At 33.8% G+C, this 16,890-nt stretch carries 16 protein-coding genes; 8 read left to right on the top strand and 8 right to left on the bottom strand.

What is annotated here, in order from left to right; all coding sequences use genetic code 11:
- Positions 1-73: 73 nt before the first annotated feature.
- The 4 genes from AAYQ19_RS02690 (at position 74) to AAYQ19_RS02675 (ending at position 3,681) form a co-directional block, all read left to right on the top strand.
- Positions 74-1,015: a cbb3-type cytochrome c oxidase N-terminal domain-containing protein gene (locus AAYQ19_RS02690; RefSeq protein ID WP_343533575.1), complete on the top strand. Its 942-nt coding sequence runs from the start codon at positions 74-76 to the stop codon at positions 1,013-1,015.
- A 5-nt stretch (positions 1,016-1,020) separates the two neighbouring features.
- The gene (ccoG, locus tag AAYQ19_RS02685; RefSeq protein ID WP_343533573.1) at positions 1,021-2,439 is read left to right on the top strand and encodes a cytochrome c oxidase accessory protein CcoG; all 1,419 of its coding nucleotides are present in this window, start codon (positions 1,021-1,023) and stop codon (positions 2,437-2,439) included.
- 11 nt (positions 2,440-2,450) lie between these two features.
- Complete coding sequence (locus AAYQ19_RS02680; RefSeq protein WP_343533571.1) at positions 2,451-2,900, top strand: FixH family protein; 450 nt, start codon at positions 2,451-2,453, stop codon at positions 2,898-2,900.
- A gap of 79 nt (positions 2,901-2,979) precedes the next feature.
- Complete coding sequence (locus AAYQ19_RS02675) at positions 2,980-3,681, top strand: sulfite exporter TauE/SafE family protein (protein WP_343533569.1); 702 nt, start codon at positions 2,980-2,982, stop codon at positions 3,679-3,681.
- 10 nt (positions 3,682-3,691) lie between these two features.
- Here the strand turns inward: AAYQ19_RS02675 and hemN are convergent, their stop codons facing one another.
- The 7 genes from hemN to prfB all read right to left on the bottom strand — a co-directional run bounded on the left by hemN (position 3,692) and on the right by prfB (position 10,183).
- The gene (gene hemN, locus AAYQ19_RS02670; RefSeq protein WP_343533567.1) at positions 3,692-5,056 is read right to left on the bottom strand and encodes an oxygen-independent coproporphyrinogen III oxidase; all 1,365 of its coding nucleotides are present in this window, start codon (positions 5,054-5,056) and stop codon (positions 3,692-3,694) included.
- 118 nt (positions 5,057-5,174) lie between these two features.
- Positions 5,175-5,651: a hypothetical protein gene (locus tag AAYQ19_RS02665; protein ID WP_343533565.1), complete on the bottom strand. Its 477-nt coding sequence runs from the start codon at positions 5,649-5,651 to the stop codon at positions 5,175-5,177.
- A 110-nt stretch (positions 5,652-5,761) separates the two neighbouring features.
- On the bottom strand, positions 5,762-6,109 hold the full coding sequence (locus AAYQ19_RS02660; protein WP_343533563.1) for a hypothetical protein: 348 nt from the start codon (positions 6,107-6,109) through the stop codon (positions 5,762-5,764).
- A gap of 117 nt (positions 6,110-6,226) precedes the next feature.
- The gene (locus AAYQ19_RS02655; RefSeq protein WP_132990232.1) at positions 6,227-6,649 is read right to left on the bottom strand and encodes a DoxX family protein; all 423 of its coding nucleotides are present in this window, start codon (positions 6,647-6,649) and stop codon (positions 6,227-6,229) included.
- 123 nt (positions 6,650-6,772) lie between these two features.
- Entirely contained in the window at positions 6,773-8,401 is a 1,629-nt protein-coding gene (locus AAYQ19_RS02650; RefSeq protein WP_343533559.1) for an acyl-CoA carboxylase subunit beta, read from the bottom strand.
- A 157-nt stretch (positions 8,402-8,558) separates the two neighbouring features.
- The gene (gene msrB / locus AAYQ19_RS02645; protein WP_343533557.1) at positions 8,559-9,002 is read right to left on the bottom strand and encodes a peptide-methionine (R)-S-oxide reductase MsrB; all 444 of its coding nucleotides are present in this window, start codon (positions 9,000-9,002) and stop codon (positions 8,559-8,561) included.
- 82 nt (positions 9,003-9,084) lie between these two features.
- Positions 9,085-10,183, bottom strand: a protein-coding gene (gene prfB, locus AAYQ19_RS02640) for a peptide chain release factor 2 (RefSeq protein ID WP_343533555.1) whose coding sequence is annotated in 2 segments (ribosomal slippage) — positions 9,085-10,119 and positions 10,121-10,183 — 1,098 coding nt in all. Because the reading frame shifts where the segments join, the coding sequence is not laid out codon by codon here.
- Between the two features lie 379 nt (positions 10,184-10,562).
- Here prfB and AAYQ19_RS02635 point away from each other — a divergent pair.
- Positions 10,563-11,582 (top strand): threonine aldolase family protein, encoded by a 1,020-nt coding sequence (locus AAYQ19_RS02635; RefSeq protein WP_343533553.1) that lies wholly within the window; start codon positions 10,563-10,565, stop codon positions 11,580-11,582.
- Positions 11,583-11,716: 134 nt separating this feature from the next.
- Here AAYQ19_RS02635 and AAYQ19_RS02630 read toward each other — a convergent pair whose 3' ends face one another.
- Entirely contained in the window at positions 11,717-12,037 is a 321-nt protein-coding gene (locus tag AAYQ19_RS02630) for a YbaB/EbfC family nucleoid-associated protein (RefSeq protein ID WP_035648504.1), read from the bottom strand.
- Between the two features lie 145 nt (positions 12,038-12,182).
- Between AAYQ19_RS02630 and AAYQ19_RS02625 the strand changes: the two genes are divergently transcribed.
- From AAYQ19_RS02625 to AAYQ19_RS02615, 3 genes are all read left to right on the top strand, one after another.
- Positions 12,183-14,243 carry a S9 family peptidase gene (locus AAYQ19_RS02625; protein ID WP_343533549.1) on the top strand — a complete coding sequence of 687 codons (2,061 nt, stop codon included), beginning with the start codon at positions 12,183-12,185 and terminating at the stop codon, positions 14,241-14,243.
- Positions 14,244-14,312: 69 nt separating this feature from the next.
- Complete coding sequence (gene capA / locus AAYQ19_RS02620; RefSeq protein ID WP_343533547.1) at positions 14,313-15,353, top strand: cysteate synthase; 1,041 nt, start codon at positions 14,313-14,315, stop codon at positions 15,351-15,353.
- Positions 15,354-15,729: 376 nt separating this feature from the next.
- Entirely contained in the window at positions 15,730-16,653 is a 924-nt protein-coding gene (locus AAYQ19_RS02615; RefSeq protein ID WP_343533545.1) for a LamG domain-containing protein, read from the top strand.
- The last annotated feature ends 237 nt before the right edge of the window (positions 16,654-16,890 follow it).

The following is a 16,890-nucleotide window of genomic DNA, read 5'->3' as shown; positions in this document are numbered from 1 at the left end:
AAAAGATAAGATTAAAGAAATGAGTGAAATTCCTTTAAATGAGGACTTGGTATAATTTCAAAAGATAAATAAAATGAAAAAATTTTTCCCAGTATATGTAAGAGTACCGCTTATTTTCTTCATCGGTTTTGCTTTGATGGAGTATTTTATTGATTCAGGCGATAAGCCGGCTTTTATAAAATATCCAATGGTTTCGGTCTTTTTGTTGGTATTTCTATTTGTTTTGGTTGCAATTGAAATTACACTTAGTGCAGTAAATAGGGTGTTGTACCAATTGATGACACCTGAAGAAAAAGCGAAATTGGAGTATGAAAACAGTTTGAGTTTAACAGAAAGCACTTGGTTCAAAGAATTGATGCATAAGTTGACCAAAACAGAGCCTATGGAAAAAGAAGGCGAATTGTTGATGGATCATGATTATGACGGAATCAAAGAGCTTGATAATAATTTACCGCCTTGGTGGGTAGGATTATTTTACATCTGTATCATTTTTGGTGCTATTTATCTTGTGCACTATGAAATTCTTGGTGGAGATGATCAAGAAACGGAATTGAAAAAAGAAATGGCTCAAGCTAAAATAGATGTAGAAGAATATCTAAAAACTGCTCCAGATTTGATGGATGAAAAGACAGTTGTTTTGCTTACTGATGCACCAAGTTTAGCGGCAGGTAAAGAAATTTTCTTGACAAATTGTGCCGCTTGCCACAGAGCAGATGCTGGAGGGCAAATTGGACCAAACTTGACTGACGACAAATGGATTTTAGGTGGAGGAATCAAAAACGTTTTCCATACAATCACAAACGGAGGTCGTGATGGAAAAGGAATGGTTTCTTGGAAAACTAATGGTATGAAGCCAAAAGATATTCAAAAAGTGGCAAGTTATATATTGTCTTTACAAGGAAGCAATCCTAAAGATCCAAAAGAGTCGGAAGGTGAAGTTTGGGTAGATGAAAGTGCTCCGAAAAAAGATGCAGCACCAAGTAATACAAAAGATAGTACAGAAGTTAAAAAATAAAAATTATGTCAAATTTACCAGACGAAGCTTTTAGAGATACCATTGGAACAATTGATGAAGGCGGTAACCGAAAATTTATTTTTCCTAAAAAACCGTCTGGTAAATTCTATGACTATAGAAAGATTGTCAGTTATGTTTTGTTGGCAATTTTAGTTGCAAATCCGTTTGTCAAAATAAACGGAAATCAGTTTATGATGTTCAATATTATAGAACGTCGTTTTAATATTTTTGGTTTTCCGTTTTGGCCACAGGATTTCTATCTTTTTGTAATTTCAATGTTAGTTGGGGTTGTTTTTATCATCTTGTTTACAGTTGTTTTTGGAAGGATTTTTTGCGGCTGGATTTGCCCTCAAACCATTTTTTTGGAAATGGTTTTCCGCCGAATTGAATATTGGATCGATGGCGACCGAGGCTCTCAATCTCGTTTAGCTCGACAAGAATGGGACGCTGAAAAAATTCGAAAAAGACTTCTTAAATGGACTATTTTCTTTTTGATTTCCTTTGGTATTGCAAATGTGTTTTTAGCCTATTTAGTAGGAAGCGATCAATTGTTTTTAATGATTGAGCAAGGTCCTGTAAAACAAGCCAGCAATTTTATCGCACTACTTATTTTTACTAGCGTTTTTTACTTTGTTTTTGTTTGGTTTCGTGAGCAAGTTTGTATTATTGCTTGTCCTTATGGAAGACTTCAAGGTGTGCTTTTGGATAATAAATCAATTAATGTTGCGTACGATTTTGTTCGTGGCGAAAAAGAAGCCGGACGCGGAAAATTCAATAAAAAAGAAGATCGTGCTTTAACCGGAAAAGGAGATTGTATTGATTGTCTTCAATGTGTGCATGTTTGCCCAATGGGAATTGATATAAGAAATGGAACTCAATTAGAATGTACAAACTGTACTGCCTGTATTGACGAATGTGACCATATCATGGAAAGCGTTGGTCTTCCAAAAGGTTTAATTCGCTATGCTTCGGAAGATGAAATCGCAAAAAAAGAGCCTTTTAAATTCACTGCTAGAATGAAAGGCTATACAGCAGTTTTATTCATTTTGTTAAGTGTTTTTGTCGGAATGCTATTTTTGAGAACAAATGTTGAGGCCATTATTTTACGTTTACCAGGACAATTGTTTCAGCATAAAGGCGAGAATATAAGCAATGTTTATACGTATAAAATCGTTAATAAAACAATGAAGGATTATAAGGATATTCATTTTGAATTGATTGACCAAAAAGGAGAAATTAAAAATGTTGGAAACAAGCATTTTAAAATTAAAAGAGAAGAGACTGCTCAAGGGACTCTTTTCATAGAAATCAATGAAGCGATTCTAGAAAGCGATAAAACAACAGTGAAAATTGGAGTTTATAACGGCAAAGAATTGCTTGAAACTACAAAAACAAACTTTTTAAGTCCAAGAAGTTTTAATTAAATACTACGATTATGAAAATAAATTGGGGAACTGGAATCGTTATAGCTTTTGCTCTTTTTATGAGCTTTATATTGTATTTTGTTTTTGAGGTACAGTCTAATTCAAAGTATGACAATGATTTGGTTGTGGAAGAATATTACAAGCATGATTCACATTTTCAAGAAGAAATGGCTCGCGTTCAAAATGCACATGATTTACAGCAAAAACCATCAATTACTTCTAGTGACGCGGGTGTAAAAGTTGCTTTTCCTGCAACTTTTGAAAGTGATAAAGTAACTGGAAATGTATTGTTATACCGACCTTCGAATAAGAAATTTGATTTTAACACTAAAATTGCTTTAACAAATTCAGCATTAGTGATTCCGAAAAATAAATTAATAAAAGGACGTTGGGATGTCAACATGGAATGGCAATACAACGGAACAAAATATTTGACTAAAGAAGTAATCTACGTAAACTAATTTTTTAGTCAAAGGTCAAAAGTCGAAAGTCGAAAGTCAAAACTTATAAATTAAAATTCATAACTCATAACTAGATGTAATGTTATATTCTGCATTCATATTAGGTCTTATAAGCAGTCTGCATTGTGTTGGAATGTGCGGACCAATTGCGGTTATGCTTCCTGTTGACCATCAAAATGAAGCAAAAAAAGTAACCCAGATTATAACTTATCATTTAGGACGATTGACTGCGTATGCTGTAATAGGTCTTATTTTTGGCTTATTAGGGCGTGGTTTTTTCATGGCAGGAATACAGCAAAAAATATCCATTTTTATTGGTATAGCGATGATTGTCATTGTTTTGATTCCTGAAAAAACATTTGCTAAATATAATTTCTCAAAACCTGTTTACAAAGTAATTTCAAAAATTAAATCGAGTTTAGGAAGTCAGTTTAAGAAGAAAACGTATAAATCACTTTTTATAATTGGCTTATTAAACGGATTTCTGCCTTGCGGAATGGTTTATGTGGCTTTGTTTGGAGCAATTGCTATGCAAAGTGCCAGTTTAGGGACTCTGTATATGTTGCTTTATGGATTTGGCACTATCCCTTTAATGACCATAGTGGTTTACATTCATTCATTATTAAAATTGCCGTTCCGAAATAAAATTCAGAAGGCAATTCCATATGTCACTGTTTTTATAGGTGTGTTGTTTATCTTGAGGGGTTTGGGGTTAGGAATTCCCTACTTGTCGCCTTCAAACATGAGTTTGTTTGTTCAGCAGTCTCCAAATTGCCATTAAAAGATTATCGTTAGACAGTCATTGAAAACAAATTAGTTTCGGGTGATTTTCTTTTTAAATGCAAATCAAAAGCCATACAGATGTTACGGACAAAAGGTCTTCCGGCTTCTGTAATTTTAATACTGTTTTCTTCGATTACAATCAATTCATCATTTTCAATTTCTTTTAGAGCCAATAAAACTTCAGGCAATTCTTTAAAAGATAAAAATTCTTCGCTCCAAGAAGTTTCAAGGTCGCAAGTTAAATTTAAAATGTGTTTTCTAATAATTAAATCTTCATCATCCAAAATATGCCCTTTCATGACAGGGAGTTGATTTAAATCCAAGATTTCATAATACTCTTCAAGGTTTTTAGTGTTTTGTGCAAAACTATACCAGCTGTCACTGATTGATGAGACACCTAAGCCAATCATAAGTTGTGTTTTTGAAGCACTGTATCCCATGAAATTTCTGTGCATTTTTTTATTGTACGCTGCGTGAAATAAGCTGTCAGAAGGCAATGCAAAATGATCCATTCCAACTTCATGATATCCATTTGCAGAAAGCAGTTTTTTACCAGTTTCATAAAGCATTCTTTTTTCAGAATCTTTAGGCAAGTTTTCTTCATCAAAACCTCTTTGTCCATTTCCTTTTATCCACGGCACATGAGCATAACTATAAAATGCTAAGCGGTCTGGCTTTAGTGAATTTGTTTTTTCGATTGTATCGACAACATCTTCTAAAGTCTGAAAAGGAAGCCCGAAAATAATATCGTGGCTTATCGAAGTGTACCCAATTTCTTTTGCCCAAAAAGTTACTTTGGCAACATTATGAAAAGGTTGAATGCGATGAATCGCCTTTTGAACTTTTTCGGCGTAATCTTGAACGCCAAAACTAACTCGGCGAAAGCCTAAATTGTATAATGTCTTAAGTTGTTCGTAAGTAGTATTGTTAGGATGTCCTTCAAAGCTAAATTCATAGTTTGTTGCTTTGTCAGCTAATTTAAAAATGCCATTTATAAGATTTTCTAAATTATTAACTGAAAAAAAAGTTGGCGTTCCTCCACCTAAATGAATTTCTTTGATAAGTGGTTTTTCTGGAAGAAGTTCACAATACAGTTTCCATTCTTTTAAAACAGCATCTATGTATTTTTCTTCTACTGAATGATTTTTTGTAATTCGTTTATTGCAACCACAAAAAGTACACATGCTTTCGCAAAACGGCAAATGAATATATAGGCTTATTCCGTTTTGTGCGTTGCTTTCTAAAAATGATTTTTGAAAAGAAGTTATCCATTTTTCTAAATTGAAATTTTCTTCATTCCAATACGGAACAGTTGGATAGCTTGTGTATCTTGGACCTGGGACGTTATATTTTTGAGTCAGTGATATTTTCATAAATAAAACATTTAAAGATCATCAAAATTACTGTGGCAGTTTAAAAATTAAAATGATAAATATCATACTGCAAAAAAAAAGAGACTCAAAATTTGAGCCTCTTCTCTGAATTAAATAACTAACGTGAAATAGAATCTTCGATGATTTTAAGCCATTTTTTTGCAAAGACATGATCTTGATAAGCGCTAATCTGTTTGATTCGATCATCATCAAAATCATAGAACGGAATATTGATTTTTTTAGCATTGTCTTTTTCTTGAAATTCGAAATCAATTTTCAAGATTGTATCTGAGTTTCCATCTGTAGTCAAAACCAATTTGCAGGAAGAAACAGTTTTTAAATCCACATAAGTCGATTCCTGCTGATTTGGATTAAAATTCATTAAAATGAATCTTTTATTGTTTTGATCTATAGTAAGGGTTTTGTTGCTTTGAGATTCAGTCAAGGTGAAATTTTCTGGATTTACAGAATCGAATTTCTTCTTGATGTTTAAGATTTTTGCTTTGTTTGCAGCGCTCGATCGTGCTGAAAAATAGATTGGAATAGCGACAATAATCGCAATCACAATACCAATTATGGTTACACTTGTTTCCATTTTTGATTTTATTTTGATAAATACTATGAAATTGTAAATAGTTTTCTGGCTAGAAAACTGTTTAGGATTTGTGAAAGAAAGTCTTTCGCGTTAAAATTTCACGGATTTATTTACCAAAAAAAATGGAAAGCATAGAGCATGAGCGTAATTTTCTTGCTCTGAGTAGAAAATTGACGGGTGAAATTGAAAACAGACTTAACTGCTTCATGTTGAGGTACAATTGAGAGTAAAGAATCAAACCATTTTACTACAACAGGATATTCTGTTTTAATACTTGCTGCAAATTGGTAACCAGCTTGCGGTTGAATAAAAGCAGAAGAATCTGGAATGTCTTTAGAGAAATTGGAATCTGTTTTTTCAATTTCGATTTTTTGCATAGGAGCATCACTTGCTTGAGCAGCAAATAAGCCTATAATCAAAAGAGAAATAAATAAAACAGTTTTACGAATCCAATTCATGGGGGCGAATTTAGTTCATAAAACACAATAAAAGAAATTTTGAAGTGCTAATTACTTCTTAAAAATGCTTTTTTGTTTTATCCTCAGCCTAAATATTTAAACTGAGGATAAAATATATTATTGTTGCATTTTGAAATAGTAGTCGGCAGAATGCTTTCCTCCGCCGTAGAATAGAAAGAAAATGCAAAGCACCAACACCGCTATTGCAAGGATTAAGCTTTCAGAATGCATTCTTCCCATGAAGTTAATTAAAACGGCTCCGAATAGAATTGGAAGCTGTGCGGCAATTGCCCAACGGGTGAGCAGACCAAAAACGATCATTATTCCTCCAATCATATGCGCGGGCGCTATATAATGCAGCAAGAACATTCCGCCTCCAAATTGATCGATTGGAGAAATTAAATCATGCAGATATTGAACGTTTGTTACAAATGAAACTCCCTTCATAAATAAAAAAACACCCAATACAATACGTACTAAATCTATTGGCAAATAAGTGTGCGAATTCGCCCATTTATTCAAGCTTTTTACATTTTCCATGACATAAAGTGATTAAAAATTGTTTATTAAAATTACAAAATTTTAATCACATATTTAAAAATAAGTGCTTGAAAATGAGTTTTTTGGTGTTTGTTTAACTTGTTTTGAGAATTTCGAAATTTCTTAAACCTGAATTACGCCTAAATTGAAAGGTTTTTGAATAGGAGCATGGTTGGCAGCTTCGATTCCCATTGAAATCCATTTACGTGTATCAAGCGGGTCAATAATGGCGTCTGTCCATAATCTTGAAGCGGCATAGTAAGGAGAAACCTGCTCGTCATATTTTGCTTTTATTTTATTGAAAAGCTCTGTTTCTTTAGCTTCATCTACAATTTCTCCTTTTGCTTTAAGCGAAGAGGCTTCAATTTGTGCCAAAACTTTAGCGGCTTGAGTGCCGCCCATTACGGCAAGTTCGGCGCTTGGCCAAGCAAATATTAATCTTGGATCATACGCTTTTCCGCACATGGCATAATTTCCTGCACCATAAGAATTTCCAACAATTACGGTAAATTTCGGAACAACCGAATTACTGACTGCATTTACCATTTTGGCACCATCTTTTATAATGCCACCATGTTCAGATTTTGAACCAACCATAAAACCGGTTACATCTTGTAAAAATACAAGCGGAATTTTCTTCTGATTGCAATTTGCTATAAAACGAGTGGCTTTATCCGCGCTGTCAGAATAAATTACGCCGCCAAACTGCATTTCGCCTTTTTTGGTTTTTACCACTTTTCGCTGATTGGCAACAATTCCAACAGCCCAGCCATCAATTCTAGCGTAACCTGTTATTAGTGATTGGCCGTAACCTTCTTTATAAGCTTCAAAATCAGAATTGTCGACCAAACGTTTGATGATTTCCATCATATCGTATTGTTCTGTACGAGCTTTAGGCAAAATTCCGTAAATATCGTTAGGGTCTGAAGCCGGTTTTTCAGCTTTGATTCGGTTATAGCCAGCTTTGTCAAAGTCACCAATTTTATCTACAATATTTTTGATTTTGTCTAAAGCATCTTTGTCGTCTTTAGCTTTATAATCAGTAACTCCAGAGATTTCGCAATGTGTTGTTGCGCCGCCTAAAGTTTCATTGTCAATAGTTTCACCAATTGCAGCTTTTACCAAATAACTTCCCGCCAGGAAAATACTTCCGGTTTTATCGACAATTAAAGCTTCGTCGCTCATAATTGGCAAATAAGCACCACCAGCAACACAGCTTCCCATAACGGCAGCGATTTGGGTGATTCCCATACTGCTCATTTGGGCATTATTTCTAAAAATGCGTCCGAAATGTTCTTTATCTGGAAAAATTTCATCTTGCATTGGTAGATAAACTCCTGCGCTGTCAACAAGATAAATGATAGGAAGTCTATTTTCAATGGCGATTTCTTGTGCACGAAGGTTTTTCTTTCCGGTAATAGGAAACCAAGCTCCGGCTTTTACTGTAGCATCATTAGCCACAACAATACATTGTTTTCCCTTTATATAGCCAATTTTCACAACAACACCGCCAGAAGGACATCCGCCATGTTCTTTGTACATTCCTTCGCCGGCAAAGCCTCCAATTTCAATATTTTCTGAATTTTCATCCAATAAATAAGCAATGCGTTCACGAGCGGTCATTTTTCCTTCAGAATGAAGTTTTGCAATTCGTTTTTCGCCGCCGCCTAATTTTACTTTGGCAAATTTTTGTTTTAATTCTGAAAGGAGTAATTTATTGTGATCTTCGTTTTTATTGAAGTTTAAATCCATGAGATATTGCTTTTTTTACAAAATAGTGTTGGCTAATTTACAAAATCAATTGAAATAAATCGAATATTTCGAAAATGTCGTATTCGAAATTTTTCGCAAAAGCATAAAAAAAAAACAGAAGCAAATACTTCTGTTTTTTTATTTGATCATAGTTGGACTATTTTACTTTAGAAAGGGAAACAGCGTTAATGCAATAACGCAAACCGCTTGGAGGTGGACCGTCAGGGAAAACATGGCCTAAATGAGAATCGCACACATTGCAAACCACCTCAACGCGAACCATTCCGTATGAACGGTCAGCATGGTATGCAATTGCATTTTCTTTGATTGGTTGTGTAAACGATGGCCATCCAGTTCCCGATTCAAATTTTTCACTTGCATCAAAAAGAACTGTCGCACAACATTTGCATTCATAAATTCCCGGATCAAATAAACTGCATAACTCTGAACTAAAAGATCTTTCAGTTCCCTTCAATCGAGTCACTTGAAATTCTTCTGGAGTCAGAATTTGTTTCCATTCATCTTCTGTTTTTTCTACTCTTTTGTCTGGAGCAGGATTTCCTTTATTTGTAAAATGAATTACATCGGCCCATTTTATCATAACTGGTTGTTTTTTTGTTTCGAGTTTCAGGTTTCGAGTTTCAGGTTTCGAGTTTACTGTGACTGTAAATTGTGACTGAATACTATTCCTCTTCTTTCTGTCCCATCATCATTAAATATGCTTTAAGGAATGGGTCGATATTTCCGTTCATTACACCATCAACGTCGCTGGTTTCATAGCCTGTACGAACATCTTTTACTAATTTATAAGGTTGCATTACGTAGTTACGAATTTGCGAACCCCATTCAATTTTCATTTTTCCGGCTTCAATATCGGCACGTTGTGCTTGTTGTTTCTTTAATTCGATTTCATACAATTGAGAACGAAGCATTTGCATGGCACGTTGTCTGTTGTCTTGTTGCGAACGCGTTTCAGAACATTGAATTTGAATTCCAGTTGGTTTGTGAACCAATTGAACTTTAGTTTCAACTTTATTTACGTTCTGACCACCAGCACCACTCGAACGAGAAGTTGTAATCTCGATATCAGCAGGATTAATGTCGATTTCAATACTGTCATCTACAAGCGGATAAACGTAAACCGATACGAACGAAGTATGACGTTTTGCATTACTGTCAAAAGGTGAAATTCGGACCAAACGGTGAACTCCATTTTCTCCTTTTAAATATCCGAAAGAATAATCGCCTTCAAATTCTAAAGTAACCGTTTTGATTCCGGCAACGTCGCCTTCTTGAAAGTTAAGTTCTTTGATTTTATAACCATAACTTTCGCCCCACATCATGTACATACGCATCAGCATTCCTGCCCAGTCGCAACTTTCAGTTCCTCCAGCTCCAGCAGTAATTTGTACTACGGCACTTAAGCTGTCGCCTTCGTCAGAAAGCATATTTTTGAATTCGATGTTCTCAATGTGCGATTGTGCCACATTGTATTGTTCATCTAATTCATCTACAGAAAGTTCACCTTCTTTGTAAAAATCATAAGCCAGCTGTAATTCCTCTGTCAGTGATACGGCTTTGTCATAATCTTCAATCCATTTTTTCTTGTTTCGAAGATTTTTTACAAGATTTTCGGCTTCTTTTGGATTGTTCCAAAAATCAGGCGCAAAAGTTTTTTCTTCTTCGTTTGCAATTTCGATTAGCTTGGCATCAACGTCAAAGATACCTCCTCAACGCACCAAGGCGCTCCACAATACCTTTTACTTGTTCGGCTGTTGTCATAAATTAATAAGTAGTTTTAAATGTTTTTTGCAGAAATTACTATAGTTGTTTAGTGAAATTTCCTTTTACAAAAATAAGATTTAGTTTTCAGAATATGACAAAAAATTTAGAATACAATCTTACTTGTATAAGTGATTGAAGTATAATGGCTTTGCTTTGTTTTTTTGTGATAATAGAAAGCTGATTTTCATTTTAAAGAAAAGAATTGAAATATGACAAATCAATTTTTAAATTATTAATGTTAGATTTATATGTTTTTTATAAATAAAACGTTAATTTGGTTATATAGTAATCGAAAGTTAAAATTTATTAAAACTTACGATTAATAAATAACAGTAATACGTAATTTTGCTGTCCAAAAAAAAGATATCAGTTTTATATGGAAATAAATTTAGTTAGCGATACCATTACAAAACCAACATATGAAATGCTGCAGTATATGTTCAATGCGCAAGTTGGTGATGATGTATACAAACAGGATCCTACGGTTATCGAATTAGAGACAAGAGTAGCCGAGTTTTTTGGTATGGAAGCTGGACTTTTTTTTCCGTCTGGAACTATGGCAAATCAAACTGCTATTAAACTTCATACCCAGCCGGGCGAACAGTTGATTGCAGATAAATATGCACATGTTTTTCATTATGAAGGAGGAGGGGTTTCGTTCAACAGCGGTGTTTCTTGCTGTTTATTGGATGGCCACCGTGGTATGATCAATGCTTCGCAAGTTGCTGCAGCAATTAATGATCCCGAATTTTATCATAGTCCGTTAACAAGTTTGGTTTGTGTTGAAAATACCACCAACAAAGGAGGAGGAGCTTGTTATGAATTGGAGGATTTAAGAGAAATTAAAAGAGTATGCGATGCCAATAATTTAAAATTCCATTTAGATGGGGCGAGAATTTGGAACGCATTAGTTGCTAAAAGACAAAATCCGAAGGAATTCGGGGCAATTTTTGATACGATTTCAGTTTGTTTGTCCAAAGGATTAGGTGCGCCAATTGGTTCAGTACTCCTTGGAAGCAAAGCTGATATTCACAGAGCGTTGAGAATCAGGAAGATATTGGGCGGAGGAATGCGTCAAGTTGGTTATTTGGCGGCGGCAGGATTGTATGCTTTGGCAAATAATATCGAAAGATTGGCTGAAGATCACCGCAGAGCAAAAGAAATTGGTGCAATCTTAAGTACAAAATCATGGATTGCTTCTGTAGAGCCTGTTGAAACTAACATCCTAATTTTTTCTTTAGCAGAAGGCTACAGTGATACACTTTTAATCGAAAAGTTAAAACAAAAAAACATCCTTATAAGTTCATTAGGTCACAATAAACTCCGAATCGTTACGCATTTAGACTATAAAGAAGTAATGCATACATATGTAATGGAGATTTTTTCGAAAATTTGATCAAAGATACATAGCGACAAAGTAACAAAGTAACAAAGTAACAAAGCAAAAAAAAAGACGCACAAAATAGTGCGTCTTTTTTTTTTTTTTGCGATAAAAGCCTTTGTCACTTTGTGACTTTGAACCTTTGTCCCTTATTTAAAAAGATTATCCATCCCAGGAATCATCGGCATGTCCATTTTTGCTACAGCGTCAAGTTCTCTTTCGTTGATGTTTGTTGCTTTTTCAATTGCTTTATTTAATGTTACGATTAAATAATCTTCTAATTGTTCTTTATCTTCTAAAAGCGAATCATCAACAGAGATTGTTTTGATTTTTCGGCTTGCAGTAATTGTAATTTTCAATAATCCGTCAGCGCTTTGTTCGTCAATTAAAACAGTATCTAAGCGTTTCTTTGTATCTTCAATTTTTTGCTGGGTTTCTTTAAGTTTGCCCATCATTCCCATTAAATCCATTTTTCTTGCTTTTTTAAATTATTTCAGACAAAATTAGTATATTGCTATGGTAAATCAATAGAATATTTTATGAAAAAATTAATTTTCGTTCTGTTTTGATTGTACTACTTTTGCCTTTCCGTATTTAAAAATAAATGCTCAATCAATGCAAAACAATATACTAGCCCCAAAGGCGAAAGAAATTCCAAAAAAACTCAAAAAGCATAAAGAAACCAGAATTGACAATTATTTTTGGCTGAATGACCGCGAAAATTCAGAAGTAATTGATTATCTGAATAAAGAGAACGAATATTATCAAAATATGACCGCTCATACTAAAGATTTGCAAGAATCATTGTATGAGGAAATGAAAAGCAGAATAAAGGAAGACGATTCATCTGTTCCTTATTTTTATAATGGATATTTCTATATCACACGTTTCGAAACAGGGCAGGATTATCCCATTTTTGCCAGAAAAAAAGGAAGCCTTTCGGCAGATGAAGAAATTTTATTCAACTGCAACGAATTGGCAAAAGGACATGCTTATTTCAAATTAGGCGGTTTAAGCATCAGTCCGGATAATAAATTTGCGAGTTTTGGAATTGATATTGTCGGAAGAAGAATTTATACCGTTCAGGTTAAAAATCTAGAAACTGGAGAAATTCTTTCAGATAAAATCGAAAATGCAACAGGAAGCTCGGTTTGGGCAAATGATAATAATACTTTGTTTTACACCAGACAAGACGAAGTTACTTTAAGAGCTGACAAGATTTTCAGACATAAATTAAATACAGATTCTAAAGATGATGTTTTGGTTTATAATGAAGTAGATGACACTTTTAATGTTTCGGTACATAAAGAAAAATCAAAAAAATACATTGTAATCAGTTCTGGAAGTACATTGACGACGGAATACAGGATTTTGAATTCAGATAATCCAGACGGCGAATTTGAAGTGTTTCAGACACGCGTACGTGGCTTGGAATATAGTATTTCGCATTATGAAGATTCGTTTTATGTTTTGACCAATAAAGATAAAGCGACTAATTTCAAATTGATGAAAACGCCTGAAAATAAAACAGGAAAAAGAAACTGGGTAGATGTTATTCCGCATAGAGAAGATGTTTTATTAGAAGATATTGAAATCTTTAAAAACTATTTAGTTGTAGAGGAGCGTTCAAACGGTTTAAATCATATCCGAATTATGCCGTGGAATGGCGAGCCGGATTATTATTTGCCTTTTGGAAGTGAAACGTACAACGCTTACACGACAACAAATGTTGATTTTGATACCGATATTTTGCGTTACAGCTATCAATCGCTTGCAACGCCATCATCGGTAATTGATTTTAATATGAAAACTAAAACCAAAGAAATATTAAAAGAACAACAGGTTTTAGGAGGAAAGTTTGATAAAGAAAATTACATTGAAGAACGCGTTTGGGCAACAGCCAGAGACGGAGTAAAAGTGCCAATTTCGATGATTTACAGAAAAGGATTGGAGAAAAATGGCAAAAATCCGCTTTTATTATATGCTTATGGCTCTTATGGTATCACAATGGATGCCTATTTCTCTTCGACTAGACTTTCGCTCTTAGACCGCGGATTTGTTTACGCGATCGCACATATTAGAGGGGGAGAGGACTTGGGAAGACAATGGTATGAAGACGGAAAACTGTTAAAAAAGAAAAATACCTTTACAGATTTCATCGATTGCTCTAAATTTGTAATAAACGAGAAATATACTTCTTCTGAACATTTGTATGCAGAAGGAGGATCAGCAGGAGGACTTTTGATGGGAGTTATCATAAATGAAGCTCCACAATTATACAGCGGAGTAATTGCTCAGGTGCCTTTTGTTGATGTTATTACAACAATGTTAGATGACACTATTCCGTTAACAACAGGAGAATACGACGAATGGGGAAACCCGAACAATAAAAAGTATTATGATTATATGTTATCGTACTCACCATACGATAATATAAAAGCGCAAGATTATCCAAATATGTATGTATCTACAGGATTGCATGATTCTCAGGTACAATATTGGGAGCCAGCCAAATGGGTAGCCAAATTGAGGAATATGAAAACAAACGATAAACTTTTGTTTTTAGATACTAATATGGACGCTGGACATGGTGGAGCTTCGGGTCGTTTTGAGGCTTTGAAGGACTTAGCAAAGGAATTTAGTTTTTTATTAGATTTAGAGAAAATTAAAAGCTAATTAGAAAAATTTTGTTAAATTTGCAACCTATCGGGGTTTTTAAAAAGACCTCTGATTAACTATTTTTTTATGAAAGAAGAAATAAATGCTTATAATAATGTTTTAGAATTAATAGGTAACACCCCACTTATTAAGCTAAATAAAATCACCGAAGAGTTAGAAGGAAATTTCTACGCAAAGGTAGAAGCTTTTAATCCAGGTCATTCCTCAAAAGATAGAATCGCGTTATATATTATTGAAGAAGCCGAGAGAAAAGGAATCTTATCGCCAGGTGATACGATTATTGAAACTACATCTGGAAATACCGGATTCAGTTTGGCAATGGTCAGCATTATTAAAGGTTATAACTGTATTTTAGCAGTAAGTTCAAAATCGTCAAAAGATAAAATTGACATGTTGAGAAGCCTAGGAGCAAAAGTTTATGTTTGCCCGGCACACGTTTCAGCAGATGACGAAAGATCCTATTACAACGTAGCTAAACGTCTACACGAAGAAACAAAAGGTTCTGTTTATATTAATCAATATTTCAATCAATTGAATATTGATGCACACTACAACACTACCGGTCCTGAAATCTGGGAACAGACAAAAGGAAAAATCACGCACTTAATTGCTTGCAGCGGAACAGGAGGAACAATCTCTGGAACTGCAAAATTCTTAAAAGAGAAAAATCCTAATATCAGAATTCTTGGAGTTGATGCTTTTGGTTCTGTATTAAAGAAATACCACGAAACAAGAGAATTCGATAACAAGGAGATTTATCCTTATAGAATTGAAGGTTTAGGGAAAAATTTGATTCCGTCAGCTACAGATTTTGATATTATTGATAAATTCATGAAAGTAACCGACGAAGAAAGTGCGCACTCTGCAAGAGAGATCACTCGCAAAGAAGGTTTGTTTGTTGGATATACATCTGGAGCAGTAATGCAGGCAATCAAACAATATGCTGAAGAAGGTGAGTTTACAAAAGACAGCAATATCATTGCTATTTTCCCAGATCACGGTTCTCGTTACATGAGTAAAGTATTTAGTGATGACTGGATGAATGAACAAGGATTCTTTGACAGCATTAACGAAGAAGAAGTTCAAAAAGTTGAATTTGTTAAATAAAAACAATTTTTAGAAATATAAAAAACTCCATCCTTTTGTGATGGAGTTTTTTTTTTGAATATAGTCCTAAGGATATTTTGAAAAAGTAAAAAACATCTAATTCTGCAAAAGATGTTATGTTTGAATATTTAATAGATTTTTATAAATACCGTATTTATACGTAAGAAACATTTGTTTTGATTGAAGTAAATTTATTTTTTTAATAATATTGTTGAGAGTATAAATAAATACAATTGACCGTTAAAAATCATCAATTTTGGTTATTTTAACGAGTTTTTAGGTTCGTTGTCGAAAAAATTTTCGCTAAAAAGCATAAAAATATAGTTTAGCAGTGTTAAAATGACACAAAGTTGTTTAATCTCCTAAATCTATCGCTATGAAAAAATTACTACTTTCTTTGATGTTTGTAAGTTATTTGAATGCTACTGCGCAAAATCCTATTCAGGAATTTAACTTCAACAATACTTTAAATAATACTCAAAATACCATTACGTTCATGGGAACAAATAATTTTGTTCCAGATCGAATGGGGAATATTAATGGCGCACAGCGTCTGGTTAATAAATCTTTAGAAGCTGTAATTGATGATCTTCCTCAAAATAATACAGCTAGAACAATTAGTGTTTGGGTAAAACTGAATGATATTTCTAAAGCAAATTACATTTTAGGTTATGGAACTGCTTATAACGGACAATATTATGGCTTGCTTCAAAAAGCTGCAGTTTCATCAAATTCAGATTTAAGTTTGTCTGGATGGGGTGCAAGCAACGATGTGATTGTTTCTGTTCCATTAGTAAAAGGAGCTTGGTATCAATATACGATAACTTATGACGGAACAGTTTCAAAAATTTACCGTGACGGAGTACTGTTGAAATCGATGAGTGGTTTAACACGTGCTACAAAAGGCAATATCTTTAGATTAGGTGAAATCAATACGACTGTAGGCATCAATGCTGATATTGACGACCTAAAAATATATAGTGTCGCGATGACAGATGAGCAAGTAGCAGCGCTTTATGAAGAAACAAAGCCTATAATTGCGGTAGCGGTTGAGCAAGTGGCTCCTAAAACAGTCCCTGCAAAGACTGCTACTGGAAAAGCTAAAGTTGCGGTTAAAACTACGCAGTCAAACGCAATTATTAGAAACAGCGATGTAAATGGTGGACAAAAAAGTGTTGAGGTTTATTCACAAGGACAAAAGGTTCTTGAAAATAATTCAATGAGCATTAAAGATTTGCCAGAGGGAACTTATTTGTTGAAAATTACAAATGCTCCCGCAAACAAATTGACATCGAAATAAGATTTAAAAATGTGGTTAATAGTTAATAGTTAGTTTTTAGTTTTTTTTTTTTTTTTTTATCATGTTGTTTAGTAAGCAATTTATTTTGGATAGTAGAAAAAGCCTTTTGAATTTCAGAAGGTTTTTTTTTATTACCACTGTCTTTTTTGTAAATATGTTTTTACAAATAGTAAGAAAAACTTCTTTCTTTTTTTATTTTTCCGAATTTTAATAAGAATATCGTACTCGTTACCGACA

The organism is Flavobacterium mesophilum (genome assembly GCF_039581405.1).
Classification (GTDB): Bacteria; Bacteroidota; Bacteroidia; order Flavobacteriales; family Flavobacteriaceae; genus Flavobacterium.
This window is presented reverse-complemented; position numbering and strand designations above follow the sequence as displayed.

Coding starts and splice junctions, on each gene's coding strand:
- AAYQ19_RS02625 (WP_343533549.1), top strand. CDS start 12,183: ATGCAAAACAATATACTAGCCCCAAAGGCGAAAGAAATTCCAAAAAAA.
- hemN (WP_343533567.1), bottom strand. CDS start 5,056: ATGAAAATATCACTGACTCAAAAATATAACGTCCCAGGTCCAAGATAC.
- msrB (WP_343533557.1), bottom strand. CDS start 9,002: ATGATAAAATGGGCCGATGTAATTCATTTTACAAATAAAGGAAATCCT.
- AAYQ19_RS02615 (WP_343533545.1), top strand. CDS start 15,730: ATGAAAAAATTACTACTTTCTTTGATGTTTGTAAGTTATTTGAATGCT.
- AAYQ19_RS02675 (WP_343533569.1), top strand. CDS start 2,980: ATGTTATATTCTGCATTCATATTAGGTCTTATAAGCAGTCTGCATTGT.
- AAYQ19_RS02655 (WP_132990232.1), bottom strand. CDS start 6,649: ATGGAAAATGTAAAAAGCTTGAATAAATGGGCGAATTCGCACACTTAT.
- capA (WP_343533547.1), top strand. CDS start 14,313: ATGAAAGAAGAAATAAATGCTTATAATAATGTTTTAGAATTAATAGGT.
- ccoG (WP_343533573.1), top strand. CDS start 1,021: ATGTCAAATTTACCAGACGAAGCTTTTAGAGATACCATTGGAACAATT.
- AAYQ19_RS02680 (WP_343533571.1), top strand. CDS start 2,451: ATGAAAATAAATTGGGGAACTGGAATCGTTATAGCTTTTGCTCTTTTT.
- AAYQ19_RS02665 (WP_343533565.1), bottom strand. CDS start 5,651: ATGGAAACAAGTGTAACCATAATTGGTATTGTGATTGCGATTATTGTC.
- AAYQ19_RS02660 (WP_343533563.1), bottom strand. CDS start 6,109: ATGAATTGGATTCGTAAAACTGTTTTATTTATTTCTCTTTTGATTATA.
- AAYQ19_RS02635 (WP_343533553.1), top strand. CDS start 10,563: ATGGAAATAAATTTAGTTAGCGATACCATTACAAAACCAACATATGAA.
- AAYQ19_RS02630 (WP_035648504.1), bottom strand. CDS start 12,037: ATGGATTTAATGGGAATGATGGGCAAACTTAAAGAAACCCAGCAAAAA.
- AAYQ19_RS02690 (WP_343533575.1), top strand. CDS start 74: ATGAAAAAATTTTTCCCAGTATATGTAAGAGTACCGCTTATTTTCTTC.
- AAYQ19_RS02650 (WP_343533559.1), bottom strand. CDS start 8,401: ATGGATTTAAACTTCAATAAAAACGAAGATCACAATAAATTACTCCTT.